The 25719-nt window shown below is 67.8% G+C and carries 30 protein-coding genes; 14 read left to right on the plus strand and 16 right to left on the minus strand.

Features of this window, described 5'->3' with window-relative positions; all coding sequences use genetic code 11:
- The first annotated feature begins 8 nt into the window (after positions 1–8).
- The 7 genes from N8A90_RS01820 (at position 9) to ntrC (ending at position 7685) form a co-directional block, all read left to right on the plus strand.
- Complete coding sequence (locus tag N8A90_RS01820; protein ID WP_262072926.1) at positions 9–1064, plus strand: sterol desaturase family protein; 1056 nt, start codon at positions 9–11, stop codon at positions 1062–1064.
- A gap of 59 nt (positions 1065–1123) precedes the next feature.
- Entirely contained in the window at positions 1124–1966 is an 843-nt protein-coding gene (locus tag N8A90_RS01825) for an EI24 domain-containing protein (RefSeq protein WP_262072927.1), read from the plus strand.
- Positions 1963–2763: a competence/damage-inducible protein A gene (locus N8A90_RS01830; protein WP_262072928.1), complete on the plus strand. Its 801-nt coding sequence runs from the start codon at positions 1963–1965 to the stop codon at positions 2761–2763. Before N8A90_RS01825 ends, N8A90_RS01830 begins: the two co-directional genes overlap by 4 nt.
- A 147-nt stretch (positions 2764–2910) precedes the next feature.
- A complete protein-coding gene (glnA, locus tag N8A90_RS01835; RefSeq protein WP_262072929.1) occupies positions 2911–4326 on the plus strand; it encodes a type I glutamate--ammonia ligase in 1416 nt (471 codons plus the stop codon).
- Positions 4327–4466: 140 nt separating this feature from the next.
- Complete coding sequence (locus N8A90_RS01840) at positions 4467–4967, plus strand: hypothetical protein (protein ID WP_262072930.1); 501 nt, start codon at positions 4467–4469, stop codon at positions 4965–4967.
- An 89-nt stretch (positions 4968–5056) separates the two neighbouring features.
- The gene (gene glnL, locus N8A90_RS01845; protein WP_262072931.1) at positions 5057–6133 is read left to right on the plus strand and encodes a nitrogen regulation protein NR(II); all 1077 of its coding nucleotides are present in this window, start codon (positions 5057–5059) and stop codon (positions 6131–6133) included.
- A gap of 22 nt (positions 6134–6155) precedes the next feature.
- Entirely contained in the window at positions 6156–7685 is a 1530-nt protein-coding gene (gene ntrC / locus N8A90_RS01850; RefSeq protein WP_262072932.1) for a nitrogen regulation protein NR(I), read from the plus strand.
- Positions 7686–7716: 31 nt separating this feature from the next.
- Here the strand turns inward: ntrC and N8A90_RS01855 are convergent, their stop codons facing one another.
- Together N8A90_RS01855 and xth are read right to left on the minus strand one after the other, a co-directional pair.
- Positions 7717–8229, minus strand: coding sequence for a hypothetical protein (locus N8A90_RS01855; protein WP_262072933.1), 513 nt, complete (start codon positions 8227–8229; stop codon positions 7717–7719).
- Positions 8230–8242: 13 nt separating this feature from the next.
- Positions 8243–9028 carry an exodeoxyribonuclease III gene (gene xth / locus N8A90_RS01860; RefSeq protein ID WP_262072935.1) on the minus strand — a complete coding sequence of 262 codons (786 nt, stop codon included), beginning with the start codon at positions 9026–9028 and terminating at the stop codon, positions 8243–8245.
- A 161-nt stretch (positions 9029–9189) separates the two neighbouring features.
- Between xth and N8A90_RS01865 the strand changes: the two genes are divergently transcribed.
- Positions 9190–10581: an NAD-dependent succinate-semialdehyde dehydrogenase gene (locus N8A90_RS01865; protein ID WP_262072936.1), complete on the plus strand. Its 1392-nt coding sequence runs from the start codon at positions 9190–9192 to the stop codon at positions 10579–10581.
- A gap of 46 nt (positions 10582–10627) precedes the next feature.
- On the plus strand, positions 10628–11677 hold the full coding sequence (gene adhP, locus N8A90_RS01870) for an alcohol dehydrogenase AdhP (RefSeq protein WP_262072937.1): 1050 nt from the start codon (positions 10628–10630) through the stop codon (positions 11675–11677).
- Here the strand turns inward: adhP and N8A90_RS01875 are convergent, their stop codons facing one another.
- Positions 11678–11908 (minus strand): hypothetical protein, encoded by a 231-nt coding sequence (locus N8A90_RS01875; RefSeq protein WP_262072938.1) that lies wholly within the window; start codon positions 11906–11908, stop codon positions 11678–11680.
- A 161-nt stretch (positions 11909–12069) separates the two neighbouring features.
- Here N8A90_RS01875 and N8A90_RS01880 point away from each other — a divergent pair, with 161 nt between their 5' ends.
- The gene (locus tag N8A90_RS01880) at positions 12070–12456 is read left to right on the plus strand and encodes a response regulator (RefSeq protein WP_262072939.1); all 387 of its coding nucleotides are present in this window, start codon (positions 12070–12072) and stop codon (positions 12454–12456) included.
- A 7-nt stretch (positions 12457–12463) separates the two neighbouring features.
- On the opposite strand, the gene N8A90_RS01885 is transcribed toward N8A90_RS01880, so the two are convergent.
- The 10 genes from N8A90_RS01885 to N8A90_RS01930 form a co-directional block, all read right to left on the minus strand.
- Positions 12464–12937: a hypothetical protein gene (locus N8A90_RS01885; RefSeq protein WP_262072940.1), complete on the minus strand. Its 474-nt coding sequence runs from the start codon at positions 12935–12937 to the stop codon at positions 12464–12466.
- A complete protein-coding gene (locus N8A90_RS01890; RefSeq protein ID WP_262072941.1) occupies positions 12930–13310 on the minus strand; it encodes a phage holin family protein in 381 nt (126 codons plus the stop codon). The genes N8A90_RS01885 and N8A90_RS01890 overlap by 8 nt, the downstream gene beginning before the upstream one ends.
- A 4-nt stretch (positions 13311–13314) precedes the next feature.
- The gene (locus N8A90_RS01895) at positions 13315–13623 is read right to left on the minus strand and encodes a hypothetical protein (RefSeq protein WP_262072942.1); all 309 of its coding nucleotides are present in this window, start codon (positions 13621–13623) and stop codon (positions 13315–13317) included.
- A gap of 151 nt (positions 13624–13774) precedes the next feature.
- Complete coding sequence (locus N8A90_RS01900; protein WP_262072943.1) at positions 13775–14806, minus strand: NAD(P)H-dependent flavin oxidoreductase; 1032 nt, start codon at positions 14804–14806, stop codon at positions 13775–13777.
- Positions 14803–15297, minus strand: a complete 495-nt coding sequence (locus N8A90_RS01905) for a dihydrofolate reductase (protein WP_262072944.1) — start codon at positions 15295–15297, stop codon at positions 14803–14805. The genes N8A90_RS01900 and N8A90_RS01905 overlap by 4 nt, the downstream gene beginning before the upstream one ends.
- 16 nt (positions 15298–15313) lie before the next feature.
- Positions 15314–16147: a thymidylate synthase gene (locus tag N8A90_RS01910; protein WP_262072945.1), complete on the minus strand. Its 834-nt coding sequence runs from the start codon at positions 16145–16147 to the stop codon at positions 15314–15316.
- A 10-nt stretch (positions 16148–16157) separates the two neighbouring features.
- Positions 16158–16472 carry a CcdB family protein gene (locus tag N8A90_RS01915; protein WP_262072946.1) on the minus strand — a complete coding sequence of 105 codons (315 nt, stop codon included), beginning with the start codon at positions 16470–16472 and terminating at the stop codon, positions 16158–16160.
- Entirely contained in the window at positions 16473–16715 is a 243-nt protein-coding gene (locus N8A90_RS01920) for a type II toxin-antitoxin system CcdA family antitoxin (protein ID WP_262072947.1), read from the minus strand.
- A gap of 57 nt (positions 16716–16772) precedes the next feature.
- Positions 16773–18191, minus strand: a complete 1419-nt coding sequence (locus tag N8A90_RS01925; RefSeq protein WP_262072948.1) for an FAD-binding oxidoreductase — start codon at positions 18189–18191, stop codon at positions 16773–16775.
- The gene (locus N8A90_RS01930; protein WP_262072949.1) at positions 18188–18658 is read right to left on the minus strand and encodes a DUF2069 domain-containing protein; all 471 of its coding nucleotides are present in this window, start codon (positions 18656–18658) and stop codon (positions 18188–18190) included. The genes N8A90_RS01925 and N8A90_RS01930 overlap by 4 nt, the downstream gene beginning before the upstream one ends.
- 17 nt (positions 18659–18675) lie before the next feature.
- Here N8A90_RS01930 and N8A90_RS01935 point away from each other — a divergent pair, with 17 nt between their 5' ends.
- On the plus strand, positions 18676–19959 hold the full coding sequence (locus N8A90_RS01935; RefSeq protein ID WP_262072950.1) for a YihY family inner membrane protein: 1284 nt from the start codon (positions 18676–18678) through the stop codon (positions 19957–19959).
- 65 nt (positions 19960–20024) lie between these two features.
- Positions 20025–20393 (plus strand): thioredoxin family protein, encoded by a 369-nt coding sequence (locus N8A90_RS01940; RefSeq protein ID WP_262072951.1) that lies wholly within the window; start codon positions 20025–20027, stop codon positions 20391–20393.
- Positions 20394–20403: 10 nt separating this feature from the next.
- Here N8A90_RS01940 and N8A90_RS01945 read toward each other — a convergent pair whose 3' ends face one another.
- Together N8A90_RS01945 and N8A90_RS01950 are read right to left on the minus strand one after the other, a co-directional pair.
- On the minus strand, positions 20404–21210 hold the full coding sequence (locus N8A90_RS01945; protein WP_262072952.1) for an alpha/beta fold hydrolase: 807 nt from the start codon (positions 21208–21210) through the stop codon (positions 20404–20406).
- A gap of 318 nt (positions 21211–21528) precedes the next feature.
- On the minus strand, positions 21529–22839 hold the full coding sequence (locus N8A90_RS01950) for an O-acetylhomoserine aminocarboxypropyltransferase (RefSeq protein WP_262072953.1): 1311 nt from the start codon (positions 22837–22839) through the stop codon (positions 21529–21531).
- 127 nt (positions 22840–22966) lie between these two features.
- Here N8A90_RS01950 and N8A90_RS01955 point away from each other — a divergent pair, with 127 nt between their 5' ends.
- A complete protein-coding gene (locus N8A90_RS01955; RefSeq protein WP_262072954.1) occupies positions 22967–23422 on the plus strand; it encodes a CBS domain-containing protein in 456 nt (151 codons plus the stop codon).
- Between the two features lie 8 nt (positions 23423–23430).
- Positions 23431–24618 (plus strand): GAF domain-containing sensor histidine kinase, encoded by a 1188-nt coding sequence (locus tag N8A90_RS01960; RefSeq protein ID WP_262072955.1) that lies wholly within the window; start codon positions 23431–23433, stop codon positions 24616–24618.
- A gap of 18 nt (positions 24619–24636) precedes the next feature.
- On the opposite strand, the gene N8A90_RS01965 is transcribed toward N8A90_RS01960, so the two are convergent.
- On the minus strand, positions 24637–25713 hold the full coding sequence (locus N8A90_RS01965; RefSeq protein ID WP_262072956.1) for a threonine aldolase family protein: 1077 nt from the start codon (positions 25711–25713) through the stop codon (positions 24637–24639).
- Positions 25714–25719 lie beyond the last annotated feature (6 nt).

A 25719-nucleotide genomic window follows, 5' to 3' on the forward strand; every position in this document is an offset into this window, starting at 1 on the left:
GCGCGGCGATGGAATGGTTCACCGATCTCTTCTCGAACTGCCAGCAGTGGCTGTTTGAGACGGCCGTGCAGCCGCTGGTCTACGGCATCGGCCTGGGCGGTTACGTCGAGGACGCCTTCGCCGCCACCGGCTGGCTGCTGGTCGGGCTGATCCAGATCGCGGTGCTGATCGCCGTGATCGGCCCGCTGCAGCGCTGGCGGCCGGCCGAGCCGGTGGTCGACCGGCGCGCGATTCGCACCGACGTGCTCTACACGCTGATCCACCGGCTCGGCCTCTTCCGCCTGGGCATGTTCTTCCTGCTGCAGCCGCTGTTCGACGACGGGCTGGGCCTGCTGCGCGGCGCCGGCTGGGGCACGCTGCACCTCGACGAGTTGTGGCCCGGCGTGACCGACGTGCCCTGGGTGGCCCTTGTCATGTACCTCATCGTGCTCGACTTCGTCGAGTACCTGATCCATCGCGGGCAGCACCGCTTCGACTGGTGGTGGGGCCTGCATTCGCTGCACCACTCGCAGCGCCAGATGACGATGTGGAGCGACAACCGCAACCACCTGCTCGACGACATCCTCCACGACACGATCATCGTTCTCGTCGCGCAGCTCATCGGCGTGGCACCGGGGCAGTTCATCGCCATCGTCGCGTTCACGCAGCTCACCCAAAGCCTGCAGCACGCCAACCTGCGCATCGGCTTCGGCGCCATCGGGGAGCGGCTGTGGATCAGCCCGCGCTTCCATCGGGTTCACCATGCGATCGGCATCGGGCATGAATCTCCCATCGTGCCGAAGACCCGCGCCGCCGGGCCGCCCCAAGGCGCGGCGGCCCCCTCGGGGGGCAGCGCAGCACACGAAGTGGCAAGCGTGGGGGTCAAGTTAGGGGGGCACAATTTTGGCGTGCTGCTGCCGTGGTGGGACATGCTCTTTCGCACCGTGAATTTCGAGCCGCACTACGACCCGACCGGCATCCGCGACCAGGTCGAGCCCGACGCGCAGGGGCGCCTGCGCGATTACGGGCGGGGCTTCTGGTCGCAGCAATGGCGCGGGCTGCGCCGGATGGTCGGGCGGGGCTGAGGCCTTCGCCCACCGCATCGGCGGGGTGTTTCACGGCGCGGCGTTATCCTCGGCACCCCATGCGCCTTCTTCTCGATTCCTTCTGGCGAGCCGCCGCCTACTGCATGCGCCCCCGGGTGATCGTGCTGTCGCTGGTGCCGCTGCTCGTGATCGTCGTGCTGGCGGCGGGCTTCGGCTATTTCTACTGGGCCCCGAGCGTGGCGTGGATGCGCCAGACGCTCGACGCCTGGCCGCTGCTGTCGAGCTTCTGGAGCTGGATCGGCGGCCTGTTCTCCAGCGACGTGCCGGCGCTGCTGGCGCCGCTGGTCGTGGTCTTCGCCGCGACGCCGGTCATCGTGCTGGTGTCCCTGGTCGTCGTCGCCGGGCTGATGGCACCGGCGCTCACGCAACTCGTCGCGGAGCGACGCTTTCCCGCGCTCGCGCAGAAGAAGGGCGCCTCCTTCGTCGGCAGCGTGCTGCGCTCGCTCGGCCTCACGCTGCTGGCGCTGGTCGCGCTGGTGGTGTCGATGCCACTCTGGCTCATTCCGCCGCTGGTGCTGGTGCTGCCGCCGCTGATCTGGGGCTGGCTCACCTACCGCGTGATGAGCTTCGACGCGCTGGCCGAGCATGCCGATGCCGAAGAGCGCGCCGCCGTGCTGCGCCAGCACCGCCTGCCGCTGCTGGCCATCGGCGTGCTGTGCGGCTACCTGGGCGCGGCGCCGAGCATCGTCTGGGCCTCGGGCCTGTTGTTCGCCGCGGCCTTCTTCGTGCTGGTGCCGCTGGCCATCTGGATCTACACGCTGGTGTTCGCCTTTTCGGCGCTCTGGTTCGCGCACTACTGCCTCGATGCGCTCGCGCAACTGCGCCTGCAGCGCGCGGAGGCGGCGGTGCTTCCCGTCATTTCCCCCTCGGAGTCCCCATGACCCGTGCATTCGGCCTGATCGTCGTCGGCGACGAGATCCTCTCCGGCAAACGCCTCGACAAGCACATGCCCAAAGTCATCGAACTACTCGCGGCGCGCGGCCTGCAGCTGGGCTGGGCCGAGTATGTGGGCGACGTGCCCACGCGCATCACGGCCGCGCTGACGCGCGCCTTTGCCTCGGGCGACATCGTGTTCTCGACCGGCGGCATCGGCGCTACGCCCGACGACCACACGCGGCAATGCGCGGCCAAGGCGCTGCGGCGCCCGCTGGCGCTGCATCCGGAGGCCGAAGCGCTCATCCGCGAGCGCATGCAGGACACCGCGCGCGAGCAGGGCGTGGCCTACGAGCCCGATCGGCCCGACAACGTGCATCGGCTGAACATGGGCGTGTTCCCCGAGGGCGCCGAGATCATCCGCAACCCCTACAACAAGATTCCCGGCTTCAGCGTGGACCACGTCCACTTCGTGCCCGGTTTCCCGGTGATGGCGTGGCCGATGATCGAGTCGGTGCTCGACAGCCGCTACGCCGACCTGTTCGCGCACGGACAGTCCAGCGAGAAATCGGTGATCGTTTTCGGTGCCATGGAAGCGACCCTCACACCGCTGATGGAGTCCATCGAAGCGACGCACCCCGGTGTAAAAGTGTTCAGCCTTCCCAGCGTGGACCACCCCGAGTACGGGCGCCATATCGAACTTGGCGTCAAGGGCGCGCCGGGCCTGCTGGACGCCGCCTACGCGCAGTTGATCGCGGGGTTGCACACCTTCAATGCGCGCCTTGGACCTGAATTGGTGCGTTAATCGGACGTGCACCAAAATAGATTGCCGCCGCCTTTTTTTGGGGATTTGGCAGGATGATGGGGCCCCCGGCCCCGTGCCCGCCAATGGCACAGAAACTGCATTCCCCACCGTTGTATTTCCAACCACTCATCCAACCAGGAGAAACTGATGGCAAAGACCGTCGCCGATGTACTGAAGCTCGTCAAGGAAAACGAGGTCAAGTTCGTCGACTTTCGCTTCACCGACACCCGCGGTAAAGAACAGCACGTGACCGTGCCGGTGTCTGCTTTCGACGAAGGCAAGTTCACCGACGGTCACGCCTTCGACGGTTCTTCCATCGCCGGCTGGAAGGGCATCGAAGCTTCGGACATGCAGCTCATGCCCGACCCGAACACCGCCAACATCGACCCCTTCTTCGAAGAGACGACGCTGATCCTGACCTGTGACGTGATCGACCCGGCCGACGGCAAGGCCTACGAGCGCGACCCGCGTTCGCTGGCCAAGCGCGCCGAGGCGTACATGAAGGCGTCCGGCTTGGGCGATACCGCCTACTTCGGACCGGAACCCGAATTCTTCGTGTTCGACGGCGTTCGCTGGAAGAACGACATGTCGGGCTGCTTCGTCAAGATCGACTCCGAAGAAGCCTCCTGGAACACCGACAAGGAATACGAGCACGGCAACACGGGCCACCGCCCAGCCGTCAAGGGCGGCTACTTCCCGGTTCCCCCGGTCGACAGCTTCCAGGACATGCGCTCGGAAATGTGCCTGGTGCTCGAAGCCCTGGGCATCCCGGTCGAAGTGCATCACCACGAAGTGGCCAACGCTGGCCAGATGGAACTCGGCACCAAGTTCAGCACGCTGATCCAGCGCGCCGACTGGGTCCAGCTGCAAAAGTACGTGATCCACAACGTGGCCCACGCCTACGGCAAGACCGCCACCTTCATGCCCAAGCCCATCGTCGGCGACAACGGCTCCGGCATGCACGTGCACCAGTCGGTCTGGAAGGACGGCAAGAACCTGTTCGCCGGTGACGGCTACGCCGGCCTGTCGGAATTCGCGCTGCACTACATCGGCGGCATCATCAAGCACGCCCGCGCCCTGAACGCCATCACGAACCCCGGCACCAACAGCTACAAGCGCCTGGTCCCCGGCTTCGAAGCCCCGGTGAAGCTGGCCTACTCGGCCAAGAACCGCTCGGCCTCGATCCGCATCCCGTTCGTGGCCAACCCCAAGGGCCGCCGCGTCGAAGCGCGCTTCCCCGATCCGCTGATGAACCCGTACCTCGGTTTCGCCGCGCTGCTGATGGCCGGCCTCGACGGCGTCGAGAACAAGATCGATCCGGGCGAAGCCGCCACGAAGGACCTGTACCACCTGCCGCCGGAAGAAGACGCGCTGATCCCGACCGTGTGCCACAGCCTCGACCAGGCCCTGGAATACCTCGACAAGGACCGCGCGTTCCTGACCAAGGGTGGTGTGTTCACCGACTCGTACATCGACGCGTACATCGAGCTGAAGATGCAGGAAGTCACGCGCTTCCGCATGGCGACCCATCCGGTCGAGTTCGACATGTACTACTCGCTGTGATCGCTGGCCTCCGGGCCACCGACGCATTGCTCGAAAAGGACGGCTTCGGCCGTCCTTTTTCTTTGGGTGGGAACGGCTCGCCGGAACGTCACTCGAATTGCATGAGAATCCGCTGTCTGCGTACATCTCCTCCCAGGACCATGAAGATCTCCTCACTCGTCTTGTCGCTCATCGCTCCGTTGGCCGCGCTGTCGGTACAGGCGCAGGAGCGCGTCTGGCGCTGCGGCAACGAATACACCAACAATGCGGTCGACGCGCAAAAGCGCGGATGCAAGGTGATGGAGGGTGGCAACGTCACGGTCGTCCAGACGCCGCGTCCGGGCGGCAGCGCCAGCGGCGCTGGCGGCAGCGCGGCGCGCGCGCCGGCCGGGAGTCCGCGGGTCGAGGGCGCCGACCAGCGCGCGCGCGACGGCGAAGCGCGTTCGGTCCTTCAATCCGAACTGAGGAAGGTGGAGGCCCGTCAGGCGGAACTGCTGAAGAACTACAACAACGGCGAGCCCGAGAAGCAGGGCGGCGAGGCGCGCAACTACCAGAAGTACCTCGACCGCGTGAGCGAGATGAAGGCGGAAATCGCCCGCAACGAAAGCGACATCGCCGGCATCCGCCGCGAGCTCGGTCGCCTGCCGCCTACCAGCCCCTGAGATGAAACAGCCCCCACGCTCAGCGCTTCGCGTATCGCTGCCCCCCGGGGGGGCGCGTCAGTGCCTTCGGGCGGCCGGGCGGCACTGACATGGCCTTCGGCAAGACCACGTCCTCCCCCAAGCGTTTCCAGCCCTTCGACCTGCTCGCCACGCTCATCGCGGTGGTCAAGTCCGACGGGGCGGTCCTGTTCGCCAACGCCGCGCTCGAAGACGTGCTCGGCACCTCGCGGCGCACGCTCGAAGGCTCGCAGTTCGGCGCCTGCTTCCATGAGCCGCACGTCCTGCGCACGGCCATCGACGGCGCGCGCAGCAACGACTTCGCTACGCTGCGCTACGAGGCCATGCTCCGGCGCGTCAACCACGAACTGATGCCGGTGCAGGTGACGCTCGCGCAGAGCGACAAGGTGGGCGAGCTGATCGTCGAACTGTCACCGCTGGAGCAGCAGGTGCGGCAGGACCGCGAAGAGCGCCTGCTCGACCAGGCGCAGGCGAACAAGGAACTCATCCGCAACCTGGCGCACGAGATCAAGAACCCGCTGGGCGGCATTCGCGGCGCGGCGCAGCTGCTGCAGATGGAGGTCGAATCGCGCGACCTGATCGAATACACCCAGGTCATCATCCACGAGGCCGACCGGCTGCAGACGCTGGTCGACCGCCTGCTGGCGCCGCACCGCCGCCCGCACGTGGTGGGCGACGTGAACATCCACGAGGTCTGCGAGCGGGTGCGCTCGGTCATCCTCGCGGAGTTCCCGCGCGACCTGCACATCGACCGCGACTTCGACCCGTCGATCCCCGAATTCCGCGGCGACCGCGAGCAGCTGATCCAGGCCACACTCAACATCGCCCACAACGCCGCGCAGGCCCTGGCCGAGCGGCGGGCCGCGGGCGACGCGCGCATCACCTTCAGGACGCGCATCGCGCGTCAGGTGATCTTCAATAAGCAGTGGTACCGACTGGCACTGGAATTGCATGTCATCGACAACGGGCCGGGCGTGCCCGACACCATCAAGGACCGCATCTTCTACCCGCTGGTGTCGGGCAGGGATGGCGGTACCGGGCTCGGGTTGACGTTGGCGCAAACCTTCGTACAACAACACCACGGCGTGATCGAGTGCGACAGCGTGCCCGGCCGGACCGATTTCAAGATACTGATACCGCTGCCCTAGCAGCAAGGCGACAAGGAGCTGCATGAAGCCGATCTGGATAGTAGACGACGACCAATCCATCCGCTTCGTGCTGGAAAAGGCGCTGCTGCGTGAAGACCTGCCGACGCGCAGCTTCACCAACACGCGCGAAGTGCTGGCGGCGCTGGAAGTCGCTGCCGACGACGACCAGCAGGGTCCGCAGGTGCTGGTCAGCGACATCCGCATGCCCGGCGGCTCGGGCCTGGACCTGCTCGACAAGATCAAGGCCAAGCACCCCGGCCTGCCGGTCATCATCATGACCGCCTTCTCCGACCTGGACAGCGCCGTGTCGGCCTTCCAGGGCGGTGCCTTCGAATACCTGCCCAAACCCTTCGACCTGCCGCGTGCCGTGGAGCTCATCCGCCGCGCCGTCGACGAAAGCCAGCGCGAGGAAGTGGCCGAAGAACGCATGCAGGCCGCGCCCGAGATGCTCGGCCAGGCCCCGGCGATGCAGGACGTGTTCCGCGCCATCGGCCGGCTGTCGCAAAGCAACGTCACGGTGCTGATCACCGGCGAATCGGGTTCCGGCAAGGAACTGGTGGCGCGCGCGCTGCACAAGCATTCGCCCCGTGCCAACGGCCCCTTCGTGGCGATCAACACCGCGGCGATCCCCAAGGATCTGCTGGAGAGCGAACTCTTCGGCCATGAGCGCGGCGCCTTCACCGGCGCGCAGACCATGCGCCGGGGCCGCTTCGAGCAGGCCGAGGGCGGCACGCTGTTCCTCGACGAAATCGGCGACATGCCCTTCGACCTGCAGACGCGCCTGCTGCGTGTGCTGAGCGACGGCCATTTCTACCGCGTGGGGGGCCACAACTCGGTCAAGGCGAACGTGCGCGTCATCGCCGCCACCCACCAGGACCTGGAGCAGCGCGTCAAGGTCGGCGGTTTCCGCGAGGACCTGTTCCACCGCCTCAACGTGATCCGGCTGCGCCTGCCCGCCTTGCGCGAGCGCGGCGAAGACGTGCCCGCGCTCACGCGCCACTTCCTGCAGCAGAGCGCCAAGCAGTTGGGCGTCGAGCCCAAGCGCATTTCCGACGCCGCGCTCACCCAGCTCGCCACCTTCTCCTTCCCGGGCAACGTCCGCCAGCTGGAGAACATCTGCCACTGGCTCACCGTGATGGCGCCGGCGCAGCTGATCGAGGCCAAGGACCTGCCGCCCGAAGTGATGGCCGTTCCGGCGGGCGATGCGCCCTCGGCTGCGGCACATGCCCCGGCGGCGCTGCCGGTCGCGTCTGCCGTCCCCGACATCGAATCGCCCGCCATGCCCGCGTCGGCGCCGGTGGCTGCCGTGCCTTCGGCGAGCGCCGAAGGCGGTGCCGCGTCGGCCTGGGAAAGCGGGCTCGAGCTGGAGGCGCAGAACCTCCTGGCGGCCGGTCGCACCGACGTGTGGGATGCGCTGTCGCGCCGCTTCGAGTCGCGCCTCATCCTCACGGCGTTGGCCAACACGCGTGGCCGCCGCATCGAGGCCGCGCAGAAGCTCGGCATCGGGCGCAACACCATCACCCGCAAGATCCAGGAACTCGGCCTGGAGTGAGGGGCTGGCCTCGCCGCACCCGGTCAGCCGGCTACCGGCTGCGCTGGCCGAGCGTGCGCGAATCCAGCTGGAAGGTGCCGCTCTTGTCCCACAGCCAGGTGTCGACGTAGGTGTGCGCGCCCAGCCGTCCGGGGCTGGGCAGCGGTGACGCCTTGCGGATCAGCTCGGCGATCATCGGCGGCACCTCGGGCGCATGGCTCGGCGTGCGGCTGAAGTCCACGTTCACCACCTTGCCGGTCGCGTCGATGTCGGTTTCGACCACCACCACGGCGTAGACGAGCGGCGGAATCTTGCCCTTGTGGATGCGGGTCGGGTAAGCCTTGTAGATCGCGCCCGAGCCGATCTTTCGATAGGCCCGAACAGCCGGCGTCTGTGCCGTGATCAGCCGCACCGTGGCCACGTCGCTGCGGGCCGGTGCTTCTTCGGCCGCTGTCTTCTCTTCGGACGACGTGGCCGGTGCGCCGGACTTCGTCGATGTGCAGCCCGCCAGCACAGCCACCAGCGCCGAGAGCACCAGGGCGCACGTTCTTGTCGATGCCATCATGCGTGGTAGGCCCTTAGGCCGCCGTGGCCAACTCGAGCGTGACGGGGGCGTGGTCGCTGGGCTTGTCCCATTTGCGCGGCACGCGGTCGATCGTGCAGGCCACCGCGCGCGGCACCAGCGGCTCGCTCACGAGGATGTGGTCGATGCGCAGGCCGCGGTTCTTCTGGTAGCCCAGCATGCGGTAGTCCCACCACGAGAAGCTCTTCTCGGGCTGGTCGAAAAGGCGGAAGGCATCGGTCAGACCCAGTCCCAGCAGCGCCTTGAAGTGTTCGCGCTCTTCGGTGGTGTGATGGATGGTTTCACGCAGGCCTTCGGGGTCGAAGCTGTCGCGGTCTTCCGGCGCGATGTTGAAGTCGCCGAGCAGCACGAGGTTCGGGTGCGCCGCCTTCTCGGCACGCAGCCAGTCGCGCAGGGCGTCGAGCCAGCGCATCTTGTAGGCGAACTTGTCGCTGCCCGGTGCCTGCCCGTTGACGAAGTAGCCGTTGACGATGCGCAGCGGGCCATTCGCGGTATCGACGGTGGCACTGATGACCCGCGAATGCTCGTCGCTGAAGCCGCCGATGTTCTTCGTCACCTCGCGCATCGGCGCGAGGCTCAGGATCGCCACGCCGTTGTAGGTCTTCTGGCCGAACACCGCGGCCTCGTAGCCGGCGGCCTTCAGCACCTCGAGCGGGAACTTGTCGTCGCTCATCTTCAGTTCCTGAAGACACAGCACGTCGACCGGGTTGGTGGTCAGCCAGTCGAGCACATGGTGCAGGCGGGCGGTGAGGGAGTTGACGTTCCAGGTGGTGATTTTCATACCGATGTGACTTGTGGTTTCAAGGAGCCCGGTGCCGTCGCAAGACACTTGCGCCTCCCTGCATTCCTGCTTCCGGGTTGCTCTGGATCAATGCCATTCCGGGTTTCGGAACGATCATTCTTGCCAAGCATGCCGCTTGTTGAAAAGGATTCTCCCTCCCAATGGCCTACGAAACCAAGAATCCCTATACCGGCGAACTCCTCGAACGCTTTCCCGACGCGACCGACAACCAGATCGCTCAAGCCATCGCCGATGCTCACCGTGCATTCCTGTCCTGGCGAGAGACCTCCTTCGCCGAGCGGGCCGCGGTGATGCGGCGCGCAGCGGGCCTTCTTCGTGAGGATGCCGCGAACTATGCGCGGCTGCTGACGCTCGAGATGGGCAAACTGGTGTCGGAGGCCACTGCCGAGGTGGAACTCTCGGCGGCGATCCTCGACTACTACGCGGAGCATGCCGCGGCATTGCTGGCCCCGGAGAAGCTGCCGGTGGCCGATCCGGCGGAGGGCGTGGCGACGCTTTTTTGCGAGCCACTCGGCGTGTTGCTGGCGATCGAACCCTGGAATTTTCCTTACTACCAGATCGCCCGCATTGCCGCGCCGCAGCTTTCGGCCGGCAATACGATGTTGCTCAAGCACGCCTCGAACGTTCCCCAGTGCGCCCTGGCCTTCGAGCGACTGCTGCGTGACGCAGGCCTGCCCCAGGGCGCCTTCCAGAATGTGTTTGCAACGCGGTCGCACATCGAGTTGATCCTCAACGACCCGCGCGTCCACGGCGTGGCGCTCACCGGCTCCGAAGGGGCTGGCGCGATCGTCGCGGCACAGGCCGGCAAGGCACTGAAGAAATCCACGATGGAACTCGGCGGCGCCGATGCCTTCGTCGTGCTGGCGGATGCCGACCTCGACAAGACCAGCCAGTGGGCCGTGTTCGGCCGGCACTGGAATGGCGGCCAGGTTTGCGTGTCGTCCAAGCGGATGATCATCGTCGATCAGGTCTATGACGCGTTCCTTGAGCGGTACACCGCCGGCGTCGCCGCACTGCGCGCGGGCGACCCGTTCGACCCGGCCACGACCCTGGCGCCCCTGTCCTCGCAAGGGGCGGCCGACGAGATCAAGGCGAAGATTGCGCAGGCGGTCGCCCATGGCGCCACGGCGACCGAGGTGGGGCCGCGTGTGCCTGAGAGGGGTGTCTTTGTGCAGCCGACGATCCTGACCGGGGTGAGTGAGGACAATCCGGCCCGGTACTGGGAATTCTTCGGACCGGTGTCGATGCTGTTCCGGGCCAGGGATGAGGACGACGCCGTGCGCATCGCCAACGATTCGCCCTTCGGCCTCGGTGGCTCCGTGTTCACGGCGGACACGCGGCACGGCGTGGAGGTCGCCAAGAAGATCTCCGCGGGCATGGTGTTCGTCAACCATCCGACGATGGTCAAGGCCGACCTTCCCTTCGGCGGTGTTCGGCGCTCGGGCTACGGTCGCGAGTTGCTGGGGCTCGGCATCAAGGAGTTCGTCAACCAAAAGCTGATCGATGTCGTGGACATCGACGCTCCGTTCTGAGCGGCCGTCACGGCCCTCATCGACTCACACGTTCCAGGAGAACCACATGCAGAAGACCATGAAGGCAGCCGTCGTCCGGCAGTTCGGTGCACCGCTCGTCATCGAGGAGGTCACCGTCCCGAGGCCCGGTGCGGGCCAGATCCTCGTCAAGGTCGCCGCCACCGGCGTGTGTCACACCGATCTTCACGCAGCCGAAGGCGATTGGCCGGTCAAGCCGAACCCGCCCTTCATCCCGGGTCATGAAGGCGTCGGCCATGTCGTCGCTGTCGGCGGCGGCGTGAAGCACGTGAAGGAGGGCGACCGGGTCGGCGTGCCGTGGCTGTACACCGCCTGCGGACATTGCGTGCATTGCCTGGGCGGCTGGGAGACGCTGTGCGCGGAGCAGCAGAACACCGGCTATTCGGTCAACGGCAGCTTCGCGGAATATGTGCTGGCCGACCCCGACTATGTCGGGCACCTGCCGGCAAACATCGGCTTCGTCGAGATCTCGCCGATCCTCTGCGCGGGCGTGACGGTCTACAAGGGGTTGAAGGTCACCGATACCAAGCCCGGCGACTGGGTGGCGATCTCGGGGATCGGCGGGCTCGGCCACATGGCGGTGCAGTACGCGAAGGCCATGGGCCTCAACGTCGTTGCCGTCGACATCGACGATGCGAAGCTCAAGCTGGCCACGGAACTCGGTGCCGCCCTCACGGTGAATGCTCGCCATGAGGACCCGGCCGCCTTCATCAAGAAGGAGATCGGCGGCGCGCAGGGCGTGCTGGTCACGGCCGTGTCGCCGAAGGCCTTTCAGCAGGCGATGGGCATGGTGCGGCGGGGCGGCACCGTCTCGCTCAATGGCCTGCCGCCCGGCGATTTTCCGTTGTCGATCTTCGACACCGTGTTGAATGGCATCACGGTGCGAGGGTCGATCGTCGGGACGCGGCTCGACTTGCAGGAATCGCTGGATTTCGCAGCCAGCGGCAAGGTGCGTGCGACCGTGACGACCGACACGCTGGACAACATCAACGACGTCTTTGCGCGCATGCATCGGGGCGAGATCGAGGGCCGCATCGTGCTCGACTTCGAGCCGCCCTCGACGCAGGCCGCCGGTTGATCAGCCCGACCAGAACTTCCACCAGGGCCGCGGGTTGCGCAGCGTGACCGGTCGGGTGTCCAGGTTGGCGGGTTCGGTCTGCATGGTGACGCCGACGCCGCGGCGCCGAAGTTCGGTTTCCAGGGCGTGTGCCACGCCGCGCGCCGACTTGTCGCCGCGCAGCGCGCGCTGGCGCCATTCCTGCGCATGGAGCGTCAAGTCCTCGTCGCTCAAATCACGTATCGCTGTCATGTGACGATTGTGCCGTCGTCGGGAACTTCTCCGGCAGGGATCGCCCTGATGCAGCGCGGATAATCCTTTCCGCACCCCGTCCACCAGCGGTACCTTGCGGTGCCGTCCTCGTGGGTTCTGGCGGGCCGCTGCCCCGCACTCCTCTTGCTCCAAGCTGTGTCATGACGCTTCGTGTCTTTCTGATCGAAGACAACCCCACCATCCGCGACCTGCTCGTGGGCCTTCTCGAAGACGCCACCCCCTGCGAAGTGATCGCCATGGCGGAGTCGGAGAACGAGGCCCTGCGCTGGCTGGCGCGCAACGCAGAAGGCTGGGATCTTCTGGTGGCCGACCTGTTCCTGACCGAAGGGTCGGGCATGGAGGTGGTCAAGGCCTGCGCCCGCCGGCTGCCGCATCAGCGCGTGGTGGTGCTGACCAACTACGCCGAAGCGGCCAACGACCGTGCGCTGTCGCAAGGGGCGGATGCGGTCTTCGACAAGACCGGCCAGTTCGAGGATTTCCTGGCCTACGCCAGCGAGCGCGCAGCCGCCGGCGGACAGCGGCGCTGAGGCCGCCTCACGACACCCGCTGTTGCAGCGGGACCTGTTCGTCGGCCGGTGGGTCGTCGTTGTCATCGGGGCGGGCGAAGGCGCCGGCCATCAGGCCCGTGAGGTCGGAGGTCCGGAAGGCCAGCGACAGCACGGTCGCGAGCGACAGCAGCTTCCAGGGCTTGATCACCATCAGCAGCGCACCGGTGCCGGCACCGCAGGCCATCAGCTTGGCCGGCTGCCTGCGCGCCATGTCTTCGAGGAAGGGGCGCCCCAGATCGGCCACGCTGTTGAGCGGATGGCGCGACCACCAGCGCGCCAGCACGCCGCGGCGCGATGTCGGGCGCGGCACCGGGTCTGCGCGAGGAAAGCGCGTTGAGACGAGTTGCGGGGCCGTGGCGTCGCTCGGTGCGATGTCGAAGTAGCCCATGGCCTCGAGCAGTTCGGCGCGCGAGAGGGCGAGCTTCTGCTTGGGGGTCAGGGGCGGCAGGGTGTCAGCCACGGCGCGCCTCCTTCACGGTACGAAGGACGGCCAGGTCGGCTTCGAGTTCGTCCTTCACGTCCTGCACGTCGTCGCGCACCGACGATCTCATCGCGACCACCGCTCCCACCCCGGTGAGCAGCCAGGCCACGCCCGGCACCGCCACCAGCGCCCAATGGAAGCTGCCATGCACGGCGCCCATCATCAGCGCGATGCCCGTCAGGCCGAGCGCGAGCATCAGTGCAACGAGCGCCACGACGGCACCGGCCGCCTTGTACGCGACGGAGCGGCCCGCATCGCCCAGTTCCTTCTTCACCAGGTCGACATGGTTGCGCAGATGCGCCGCGACCAGGTCGGGGCGGCGCAGCGCCGTCATGTAGATGGGATGGATCATCGGATCAGCCCCGGCGCCGGCGCAGGCCGGCCATGAGCAGGCCAGTGAGCAGCGCCCCGCCGGCCACGGCCATCAGGGTGGACTTGACCGGCGCCTGAGCGATGTAGCGTGTGCAGGCGTCCTGCGCGGCAGCCACCCGGTCCTGCCACAGGCCGAGCTTCTTGCCGGCGGCATCGACCGCGCTACGGGCGTAGGCCTTGCCGGTCACGGTGGCCTCTTGCGCGCTGTCCCCGGCGTCTTCTGCCATGCCCCTGGCCGTGTCGAGCACGTCGGTGGCTGTGTCGGAGGGGGGTATCACATCGTCGATCGGCATGGCTGCACCCTTTCTGTCGTTTCAGGACAGCCCCGTGCCGTCCGCAGACCAGTGTGCGCAGTCCGCCGCGACGGCGGTGTCGGCGGCAGATCGCCTTGTGCGTAGGCCAAATGCCGTCCCGGCGTCCCCGGGCGTGTTTCGGCTCAGCCTCTCAGGCGGCCAGCTCGCGCGTGAGCTGCGCCGCCGGGATCGCGCGGCAGCCGGTGGCGTTCTGGCCGGACCAGAGCGTGGAGAAGTCGTCGCGGCCCAGCTTTTCCGCCGCCGCCTTCAGCGGTGCCAGGGCGGCGGTCGCCAGCGGGAAGTCGGGTGCCGCGTCGCTCAGCGGGCCGAGTTCGTCGAGCAGGCGGTTGCGCATGCCGCGTGCGGGGCGGCCGGTGATGAGGTTGGTGAGCACGGTGTGCGCGGCACGCGGGCCGGTCAGCGCGGCGCGGTGCAGCGGCGTGGTGGTGGCTTCCGGGCACAGCAGGTAGCTGGTGCCGACCTGCACGCCGGTCGCGCCCAGCGCCAGCGCGGCGGCCACGCCCGGCGCATCCGCAATGCCGCCCGCAGCGATCACCGGGACGCGGACCGCCCGGACGATCTGCGGCAGCAGGGCCATCGTGCCGACCTGCGTCGTGAGGTCGTCGCCGAGGAAGATGCCGCGGTGGCCGCCGGCCTCCAGGCCCTGGGCGATGACGGCATCGACGCCGTGCGCCTCGAGCCAGCGCGCCTCCTCGACCGTGGTGGCCGACGACAGCACCTTGGCGCCCCAGCCCTTGACGCGCGCCAGCAGCGCGGGCGAAGGCAGTCCGAAATGGAAGCTCACCACGGGCGGCCTGAAGGTTTCGAGCAGGTCGGCGGCCTCGGCATTGAAGGGCGTTCGTCCGCCACCCGCCGGCACGCTGGCCGGGTCGATGCCGAACTCCGCGTAGTAAGGCGCCAGCGCGGCGCGCCAGACGGCCTCTCGCGCCGCGTCGGGCGCCGGCGGCGTGTGGCAGAAGAAGTTGACGTTGTACGGGCGGGTGGTCTGCGCGGTGATCGCCTGCAGCTCGCTGCGCAGCGCATCGGGCGTGAGCATGGCACAGGGCAGGGAGCCCAGGCCGCCCGCGTTCGACACCGCGATCGCCATCGCGCTGCCTTGCACGCCGGCCATCGGCGCCTGGATGATCGGCAGCTCGATGCCGAGGAATTCCTGGATGGTCATGACGCCTCCTGGCGCAGGTAGGTGACGAAGCCGAAGGGCAGGCCGTTGGCGGCGACGTGCGTTTCGCGCGCCGTTTCCTGCCAGCCGGCGCCCAGCGAGGGCGCGTGCGCATCGCCCTCGAAGTCGCGGCCGATCTCGGTGACGACGGCGCGCTGGGCCAGCGGCGCCGCTTCGGCATAGATCTGCGCACCGCCGATGACCCAGACCTCGGCGGCATCGGCACTCAGGGCCATCGCCTCGGGCAGGCTGCCGGCGCGTTCGGCACCGTCGGCCTGCCAGCCGGCCTGGCGCGTGACCACGATGTTGCGGCGTCCGGGCAAGGGGCGGAATCTCGGCGGCAGCGAATCCCAGGTCTTGCGGCCCATGACGACCGGGCAACCCGCCGTCATGCGCTTGAAGTGCGCCATGTCTTCCGGCAGGTGCCAGGGCAGGGCGTTGTCCTTGCCGATCACGCCGTTGGCGGCGCGGGCGTAGATCAGGTTCAGGCGCATGGTGATCGGCCTCTGCTCAGACCGCGACTGGCGCCTTGATGGCAGGGTGCGGGTCGTAGCCGTCGAAGGCGAAGTCCTCGTACTGGTAGTCGAAGATCGAGTCGGGCTTGCGCAGGATGCGCAGCGTCGGGTACGGGCGTGGCTCTCGGCTGAGCTGCAGCGCCACCTGCTCGGCGTGGTTGCTGTAGATGTGGCAGTCGCCGCCGGTCCAGATGAAGTCGCCGACGTCGAGGTCGCACTGCTGCGCCACCATGTGCGTGAGCAGCGCATAGCTCGCGATGTTGAAGGGCACACCGAGGAAAATGTCGGCGCTGCGCTGGTAGAGCTGGCAGCTCAGCCTGCCGCGCTCACCCGTTGCCTGCGGCGGCGCGACATAGAACTGGAAGAAGGCGTGGCAGGGCATCAGCGCCATCTTCGACAGCTCCGCCACGTTCCACGCGCTCACGATGATGCGGCGTGAATCGGGGTTGGTCTTGAGCGTCTTGATGACCTCCGCGATCTGGTCGATGTGGCCGCCGTCGGGCGTCGGCCAGCTGCGCCACTGCACGCCGTAGACGGGGCCGAGGTCGCCGTCCTCGCGCGCCCATTCGTCCCAGATCGTCACGCCGCGCTCGCGCAGCCAGTTGTTGTCGCTGGAGCCCGTAAGGAACCACAGCAGCTCCTGGATGATGGAGCGCACATGCACCTTCTTCGTGGTCACCAGCGGGAAGCCTTCGTTCAGGTCGAAGCGCATCTGGTGGCCGAAGACGCTTTTCGTGCCGGTGCCGGTGCGGTCGGACTTGAACACGCCATGCGTGTCGACATGGCGCATGAAGTCTTCGTAGGGGGCGCGGATGGGGTGGGCTTGCATGGCGGTCATGTCAGTAGGAGCCGAAGAGGGTGTCGAGCGCGTTGACGATCACATCGGCCTGGGCGCGCAGGTTGGCGACCGGGCTGCGCAACTCGGCGGCAGGAAAGGCGGCAATCGCTGCGGCATCGAGTGCCACCTGTGTGCCGTCGATCTCCAACACCGGGTTCAAGTCGCGCATGGGAAGGCCGAGTTGCTTGAGTGTGCGAATCGGCAGGACCACGCGCGTCTCCATGCCGTTGATGTAGTCGTTCTGAACATCGAGAAGGTAAGGCGTGGTCTTGCGCAGCGCTGCGTCGGGATGACGATAGACGTCGAAGCGCGCCACTCAGAAGCTCCGGTACTTGGCCAGAGGCAGACCTTCCTTGGCGATGCGGGCGTTGTACGCTGCCACGGCTTCCTTGTTCTCCTCGTTCCACTTTTCCCAGTACTGCCGCTTGACCTCGGCGGCCAGCAGACCATCGACGGTCTGCGAGACGTTCATGCCCAGCTCGCGTGCCATTTCGAGCACCTTGCTGTTCAGGGAAAGATTGGTGGCCTTCTTGGGCGCATCCTTGTCGAAACGAAGCATGTCGATATCCGAAAGCATGAATGATGCGCATATTTTACGCGCATGAATGTAGGCGCATCAAACCCGCAGCACCCGCCCCGGATTCATGATGTTCTGCGGGTCCAGCCCGCGCTTGATGGCGCGCATCATGCCCAGCGCCACGGGCGACTTGTGCTTCTCGAGCTTGTGCACCTTCAGTTCGCCGACGCCGTGCTCGGCCGAGAACGAGCCGCCGAACTTCTCGACCGCGTCGTAGACGAGCGTGTTGACGCGCTCTTCCTCGTCGCGCAGGAAGGCCTTGGCGTCGCCTTCGGCCGGAGCCTGCACGTTGTAGTGCAGGTTGCCGTCGCCCAGGTGGCCGAAGTTCACCAGCCGCACGCCGGGGATCTCGCGCTGCAGCAGGGCATCGGTCTCGGCCACGAAGGCGGGGATGCGCGACACCGCGATCGAGATGTCGTGCTTGATGTTCAGGCCTTCCTCGGCCTGGGCCAGCGGAATGCTCTCGCGGATGTGCCAGAGCTGGTGCGCCTGCGTCAGGTTCTCGGCCACCACTGCGTCGGTCACGCAGCCGTCCTCGAAGGCGGTTTCGAGCAGCGACTCGAAGCGCGCGCGTGCATGGTCTTCGGATTCGTTGTCGGAATTCTCGAGCAGCACGCAGTAGGGCGCTGCGGCGTCGCCGAGGAAGGGCACGCGCAGCTGCGGCATGTGCTTGCCGACCAGGCTCAGCGCGAACTGGCCCATCACCTCGAAGCCGGTGAGCCCGGCGCCCAGGTGCTTGTGCGCCAGGCCGAGCAGCGTGACGGCGTGGTCCAGCGAGGGCACGGCGGCCCAGGCGGTGAGCTGCGCCGCGGGCATCGGGTACAGCTTCATCGTCGCGGCGGTGATGATGCCCAGCGTGCCTTCGCTGCCGATCATGAGGTCGCGCAGGTCGTAGCCGGTGTTGTCCTTGCGCAGGCCGCTGGTGCCTTCCCAGATCTCGCCCTGCGGCGTGACCACCTCGAGGCCCAGGCACAGGTCGCGCGTGTTGCCGTAGCGCACGACCTGCGTGCCGCCCGCATTGGTCGCCAGGTTGCCGCCGATGGTGCAGCTGCCTTCGGCCGCGAGGCTCAGCGGGAACAGGAAGCCGGCCTTCTCGGCGGTCTCCTGCAGCGTCTGCAGGATGCAGCCGGCCTCGACCGTCATCGTGAGGTTGGCCGCGTCGATGTCGCGCACCGCGTTCATGCGCTGCAGGCTCAGCAGCACCTGCGTGCCGCTGGCGTCGGGAATGCCGCCCACGGCCAGGCCGGTGTTGCCGCCCTGCGGCACCAGCGAACTGCCGGCGGCGGCGCAGGCCTTGACGACGTCGGCCACCTGCTGCGCGCTGACCGGGCGCACCACGGCCAGCGCCTTGCCGCGCTCGCGCTTGCGCCAGTCCTGCTCGTAGGCGGTGAGGTCGCCCTCGGTGAGCACATGGGGCGCGCCGACGATGGCGCGCAGTTGGTCGATCAGATCGGTCATGGGATGGAAGTCTCCAGCGGAATGGCGGCCCGTGCGGCGCGGGCATCGCGCAGGCGCAGCCGCACGTGCATCGCGCAGGCCACGAAAAGCATCAGGCACAGCGCGATTTCGATGCCTGCCAGCAAGCGCCCGAGCGGCAAGGCGTCGCTCCACGCGCGCACCACGCCTTCGGTGAAATAGAGCCAGATCATCAGGCTGACCCAGCGGTAGGTGTACATGCGGTTCTTGTAGAGCCCCGCGAGCGGCACCACCAGTGGCAGCACCTTGAGCGCCAGCCACGAACCGCCGGGCCGCAGTGGCGCCAGCCACATCTCCCACGCCAGGCCCAGCACGATCAGGCCGACGAGGCTGCCCACGGCCAGCCAGCGGGTGGTGGCGACGGCGGACGAGGGGGCTTGGGGCAGGGTCACGGATGGGGCACGGAAGGGTCGCGCGCAGCGGGCGCGCAGGGCGGTCTGCGGCGGCATGCCGCAGGGCCGATGGCATGATACCGGCCATGAAACACCGGCCATGGTGGAGGGACCTTTCGCACTTTCCGTGGGGCAACACGGCGGCCGTGTTGCGCGAGCGTTTCCGGGAAGACCGGCTCGGCCTGACGGCCGGCAGCCTGACCTTCACCACCACCATCGCGCTGGTGCCGTTCTTCACCACGGCGCTGGCGCTCTTCACGGTGTTTCCGATGTTCGCCAAGATGCAGGGCCGCCTGCAGCGCTGGCTGATCGAGAGCCTGATCCCCGACAACATCGCGCGCCAGGTGCTGGGCTACCTGAACCAGTTCGCGAGCAAGGCCAGCGGGCTCGGCATCGCGGGCCTGATCGTGCTGCTGGTCACGGCGGTCGCGCTGATCCTGACGATCGACAAGACGCTCAACAGCATCTGGCGGGTGCGCAACCCGCGCCCGCTGGCGCAGCGCGTGCTCATCTACTGGGCGGCGATCACGCTCGGGCCGCTGATCCTCGCGGTGAGCCTGAGCACCACGTCGTATGTGTTCTCGGCCTCGCGCGGTGTGGTCGGCAGCGGGGGCCTGCTCAAGCTGCTGTTCGACACCTTCGAATTCGTGCTGCTCGCCGGCGGCATGGCCTCGCTCTACCACTACGTGCCCAACACCTCGGTGCGATGGGCCCATGCGTGGGCGGGCGGCCTGTTCGTCGCGGCCGCGATCGAGATCGCCAAGCGGGTGCTGGGCTACTACCTGAGCCTGGTGCCGACCTATTCCGTGCTGTACGGCGCCTTCGCGACAGTGCCCATCCTGCTGGTCTGGATCTACGTCGCGTGGGTGATCGCGCTCTTCGGCGCGGTGATCGCGGCCTACCTGCCCAGCCTGCTGACCGGCGTGGCACGCCGCGGCGACACGCCGGGCTGGCCGTTCCAACTGGCGGTCGAGGCGCTGCAACTGCTGGACGCCGCCCACGCGACGCCGGCCAAGGGCCTGGGCGCGAGCGAGCTGGTGGTGCGGATGCGGGTCGATGCCCTGCAACTGGCGCCGGTGCTGGAAACGCTGGTCGCCATCGACTGGATTGCGCCGCTCGCGGAAGAGCCGGCCAACGAGGATCCGCGCTACGTGCTGCTGGCCGACCCCGACGTCACGCCGCTCGCGCCATTGCTGATCGCGCTGCTGCTGCCGCGCGCCGAGACGCTCGCGCATTTCTGGCACAAGGCCGCGCTCGAGAGCCTGTGCCTGCGCGATGCGCTGGTGGTGCGCGACGGACTGCGGGACCTGACACGGCCGAGCCAGATGGGGCGCTACGCCGATCCCGCGAGGCCTTGACCCGGGCGCTGCAGCTCTCGGCGGCCACCTCGATAATCGACACTCCACATTTCCAGATCCTGTCCGTGAGCGCACCGCCCATCGCCGATCCTGCCTCCGCCACCTGGGTGGTTTGCCTGTGCGCGGACTGGTGCGGCACCTGCCGTGACTACCGGCCGGCCTTCGAGCGCATCGCCACGGCGCACCCCGGACTGCGCTTCGCCTGGGTCGACATCGAAGATCACGCGGACATCGCCGACGACTTCGACGTCGAGACCTTTCCCACGCTGCTGGTCGTGGGGGCGCAGGGCACGCACTTCCTCGGGCCCCTGCTGCCGCACCCCGAGACGCTGACGCGCATGCTCGGTGCGCTGCCGGCCGCGCAGCCGTCGAGCGAGACGGTGGCCACGCTGATGGCCGCGGTGGCTGCCACGCCCGCGCAGTTCGAAGTCTGAGGGCCCGGCCTCAGTCGCTCAGGAAATCCCGCAGCGCGAACAGGACCTCGTCCGGCGCTTCGGTCATCAGCGCGTGGCCGGCCTGCACCACCACCGTCTTCGACGACGGCGCCTTGGCGCTGAGCGTCCTGGCGGCTTTGGGCGGCGTCATCTGGTCGGCCGCGCCGAGCAGGAACAGCACGGGGCACTGCACCGCCGCGATCGCCGCTTCGCCGTTCGCATAGTCGTTGCAGGCGTTGAAGCCGACGTGGAACACGTTGACCTCGCGGTTGCTCGCCAGCACGCGGCGCATCAGTGCGCGCGAGCCGCCGTAGAGCCAGGTGCCGGGGCCGAGCGAAGAGGGCGGCGGCGCCAGCATCGAATGCGAGAAGGCGTTGACCATGTCGATGGCCTTCATCGGCGCGTTCAGCGCGCTGTCGAGCAGCGCCGGCGACACCGCCATCGGGTAGGCCGTGCCGAACATCGCCAGGTGCGAGATGCGTTCCGGCGCGCGGGCCGCCGTTTCCAGCGCGATCAGCGAGCCGAAGCTGTGGCCGACCAGTGCGGCCTTCTGCACGCCGGCCGCGTCGAGCAGCGCGACGATGAACTGCGCCGCCTCCTCGACGGTGGCCGGCGCCTTGCCGGCGCTCTTGCAGTGCCCGGGCAGGTCGACCGCCAGCACGTTCCAGCCGTGGTTCGCGAACCATCGGCTCTGCAGGATCCACACGCTGTGGTCGTTGAGCACGCCGTGGATGAAGACGATGGTCGGCTTGGCCGGGTCGAGCGTTTTGCCGCCGGTGTAGGCGTAGGTGGTGTGGCCGTTGATGGTGTAGTTCATTTCTGTGCTCCACCTGATTGGCGTTCCTGTTGGGGGCGCGTGTGCAGGCCACCGGGTACTTCCCTCCGCGAATGTCCCCCGCCTTCGGCTCCTCCTTTATTTCGCTGCGGGAAGCACCCGGCACCCTGCGCACGTGGACGCGTTGGGGGTGTGCTGCGGTTGGTCAAACACAGCGCGTCCCGATCACGTCGATGGGGTGCCTTGCGCAGCGAAATAAAGGAGGAGCCCGAAGGGCGGGGGACATTCGCGGAGCAAGGTACCCCGTCGGCGTGATCGCGCCCCGAACCAGGCACTTCACCAACAAAGAAATAAGCCATCTCAAGCCCCCGCCTTCTCAGCCGCCTTCAACGCCCGCTTCAAGTCATCGATCAAATCCGCCGGATCTTCCAGCCCGATCGACAGCCGGATCGTTCCCTGCGAAATCCCCGCACCCGCCAGCGCCTCGTCCGTCATGCGGAAATGCGTGGTGCTGGCCGGGTGGATCACCAGGCTGCGGCAATCGCCCACATTGGCCAGGTGGCTGAAGAGCTTCAGCGTCTCGATGAACTTCTTGCCTTGTTCGCGGCTGCCTTTGATGTCGAAGCTGAACACTGCACCGGCGCCGCGTGCGCCGTGCTTCAGCAGCTTCTGCGCCAGCGCATGGCTCGGGTGCGATTCGATCAGCGGATGTCCCACGCGCGACACGAAGGGGTGCGCTGCCAGGAATTCGACCACTTTCTGCGTGTTATCGATGTGCCGCTCCATGCGCAGCGGCAGCGTCTCGATGCCCTGAAGGATCAGCCACGCCGTGTGCGGGCTCATCGACGCGCCGAAGTCGCGCAGGCCTTCGCGGCGCGCGCGCAGCAGGAAGGCGCCGACCGTGCTCTCCTCGCTGAACACCATGTTGTGGAAGCCGTCGTAGGCCTGGCTCAACTCGGCGAACTTGCCGGATTGCTCCCAGTCGAAACTGCCGCCGTCGACCACCACGCCACCGATCACCGTGCCATGGCCGGAGAGGAACTTGGTGGCCGAGTGGTAGACCAGATCGGCGCCGTGGTCGAAGGGCTTGATGAGGTAGGGCGAGGTCAGCGTCGAGTCGACCAGGAGCGGCACGCCGGCCGCATGCGCGATGTCGCTCACCGCCGGGATGTCGAGCACGTCGAGGCCGGGGTTGCCCACGGTCTCGCCGAACAGCAGCTTGGTGTTCGGCCGGATCGCGGCCTTCCAGCCGTCCAGGTCGTTCGGCTTCACGAAGGTGGTCTCGATGCCGAAGCGCCGCATCGTGTAGTGCAGCAGGTTCTGCGAGCCGCCGTAGAGGGCGGTGCTGGCCACGATGTGCGAGCCGGCGCCCATCAGCGTCGCGACGCTCAGGTGCAGCGCGGCCTGGCCGCTGGCCGTGGCGATGGCGCCGATGCCGCCTTCGAGCGCCGCCACCCGCTGCTCCAGCACCGCGTTGGTCGGGTTGCTGATGCGGCTGTAGACGTGGCCGGCGCGCTCCAGGTTGAACAGGGCCGCCGCATGGTCGCTCGACTCGAAGACGAAGGAGGTGGTGAGGTGGATCGGCACGGCGCGCGCGCCGGTCGTGGGGTCGGGGGCGGCGCCGGCGTGCAGCGCGAGCGTGTCGAACCCGGGGTCGGAATAGCCTGGCATGTGTCTCCTCTGGGGCTTGTAACGACCGCTCACGTCTGCGCGGCGCAGGGGCGGGCGGTGGCCGGCTATTGTGAGCGAGTTGGGCTATATTCAATCGGATCGGCCGAGTCAGAAGAGGAGCACCACGATGAAAGTCAGCGACATCCTGCGCGTCAAGGGCAACACCCTCTACACCATCACCCCCGACGAGCCCCTGGCCGACGCCGTGACGACCATGGCCGAGAAGGACATCGGTTCGCTGGTGGTCATGGAACACGGCGATCTGGTCGGCATGCTCACCTTCCGCGAGGTGATCGTCGCCATCGTCAGGAACGGCGGCCAGGTCGGCGGCTCGCTGGTGCGCAAGGCCATGGACGACGCGCCCGTGACCTGCACCGCCGAGACCGACCTCGACGAGATCCGCCGCATCATGCTCGAGCGCCACGCCCGCTACATGCCCGTGATGGACAAGCGCATGCTGATGGGCGTGATCAGCTTCTACGACGTCGCCAAGGCGGTGGTCGACAGCCAGAACTTCGAGAACAAGATGCTCAAGGCGTACATCCGCGACTGGCCGGCCGAGGACGAGGGCACCACCACCTGAACCACGCCATGGATGACAGCGCCGAGGCCATCGCACGGGACATTGCCGCGGTGGGGCGCATCAGCGCCGTGCCGTCGTTGCTGCGTTTGATCTGCCAGAACACCGGAATGGGCTTCGCCGCCGTGGCGCGCGTCACCAACGGCACCTGGACGGCCTGTGCGGTGCAGGACGACATCGACTTCGGTCTGAAGGCCGGCGGGCAGCTCGAGGTCGCGACGACCCTGTGCAGCGAGTCGCGTGCCGCCCGCGAGCCGGTGGTCATCGACCACGCCAGCCTCGACCCGGTCTACCGCGACCACCACACGCCGCGCATCTACAACATCGAGAGCTACATCTCGGTGCCGATCATCCGCCCGGGGGGCACGTATTTCGGCAACCTCTGCGCGATCGACCCGCGGCCGGCGGTGGTCTCCGATCCGCGCATCGTCGCGATGTTCACCGCCTTCGCCGACCTCATCGCGATGCAGCTCGAGAGCGAAGACCGCCAGAACGCGGCCGAGACGGAACTGGTCAACGCGCGCGCCACGGCCGAGTTGCGCGAGCAGTTCATCGCGGTGCTGGGGCATGACTTGCGCAACCCGCTCGCGGCGGTCGGTGCCACCGCCCAATTGCTGTCGCGCCGGACCGAGCCCGAACTCGTTCGCCTCGGGACGCGCCTGGGCGCCACCACGCGACGCATGTCGCAGCTCATCAACGACGTGCTCGACCTGGCGCGCAGCCGGCTGGGCGCCGGCATGGGCGTCGTGCTGGAAGAGACCACCGATCTGGCGGCGGCGCTGAACGACGTCGTCTCCGAACTGCGCGAAGCCCATCCGCAGCGCCGCATCGACGCCGACATCGCCATTGCGCGCGTCGTGCGCTGCGACCGGGGCCGGCTGCAGCAGGTGCTGTCGAACCTGCTGGGCAATGCGCTGACCTACGGCGCCGTTGATCGACCGGTGCGCGTCAGCGCCTCGATCGAGGGCGACCTGCTGGTGCTGGTGGTGGCGAACGAGGGCGCGCCGATTGCACCCGGCGACCTGGCACGCGTCTTCGAGCCCTACTGGCGCCCGCTCACCAGCAAGCCGGGCGGTGGGCTGGGCCTGGGGCTGTACATCTGCGCGCAGATCGCCACGGCGCATGGCGGTGCGATGCGGGTCGAATCGTCGGCCGAGGCGGGCACGGCGTTCTCTGCGCGGTTGCCGATCGTCGTCTGACGACGGTCGAGTCCCGAATCAGACCAGCGCCAGTGCCGCCTGGCGAAAGGCTACGACGGCGCGGTCGACCTCCGCCTCCTCGATGTGGCGGTGCGTCACGCAGCGCAGCAAGGTGGTTCCCCAGGGGCGCACACGCAGGCCTGCCGCGTCCAATGCGGTCACCCACGCATGGCTGCCCAGTCCGCTGGCCGACACGTCCACCTGCACGATGTTGGTCTGCGGCAGGGCGGCGCGCACCGGCAGCCCGGTGGCATTGAGCGCCTCGCTGAACCGGCGCGCCCGCGCGTGGTCTTCCACCAGGCGCTCCCGCATATGGAGCACCGCGTCGAGCCCGGCCGCGGCCATGATGCCGGACTGGCGCTGCGTGCCGCCGAGCATGCGGCGCAGCGTGCGGGCGCGGGTGACGGTGGCCTGCCCGCCGGTCAGCACGGCGCCCACCGGCGCGCTCAGGCCCTTCGACAGGCAGACCGACACCGTGTCGGCAAAGCGCGCGATGGCGATCGGCTCGACCTGCAGCGCCGCGCTGGCATTGAACAGCCGCGCCCCATCGAGGTGGACCGGGATGCCGCGCCGCTGTGCGATGTCCTGGACGGCCTGCAGGTGCTCGAGCGGCAGCACCGCGCCGCCGGCGTTGTTGTGCGAGGTCTCGACCGCGATCAGGGCCGTCGCAAGCCGATGGCTGGCAGGCTTCAGCACCGCTTCCAGCTTTGCGAGGTCCATCGCGCCGGACGTTCCTTCGACCGGTTGGTAGAACATGCCCGTGAAGGTGCTCGCCCCGCGCTCGGTCATGTACATGTGGGCCGATGCTTCGAGCACCACCTGCTCGCTGCGCCCGCCCGCGGCCAGCACGGCCAGCAGGTTGGCCATGGTGCAGCTCGGCACGAACAGGCCGGCTTCCTTGCCGAGCAGCGCTGCCACGGTGTCTTCGAGCGCGAGGGTGCTCGGGTCGCCGTCCAGCCCGTCGTCGCCGATCGGCGCTTGACGCATGCGCTCGTACATCTGCGCCGTCGGGTGCGTGACCGTGTCGCTGCGCATGTCGACGCTGGGCGCCTCGTCGGCGACGGCGTGAACGTTGGAGGAGTGTGCAGCAGGCATGGCGGA

It is taken from the genome of Variovorax sp. N23, from assembly GCF_025486315.1.
Taxonomy (GTDB): domain Bacteria; phylum Pseudomonadota; class Gammaproteobacteria; order Burkholderiales; family Burkholderiaceae_C; genus Variovorax.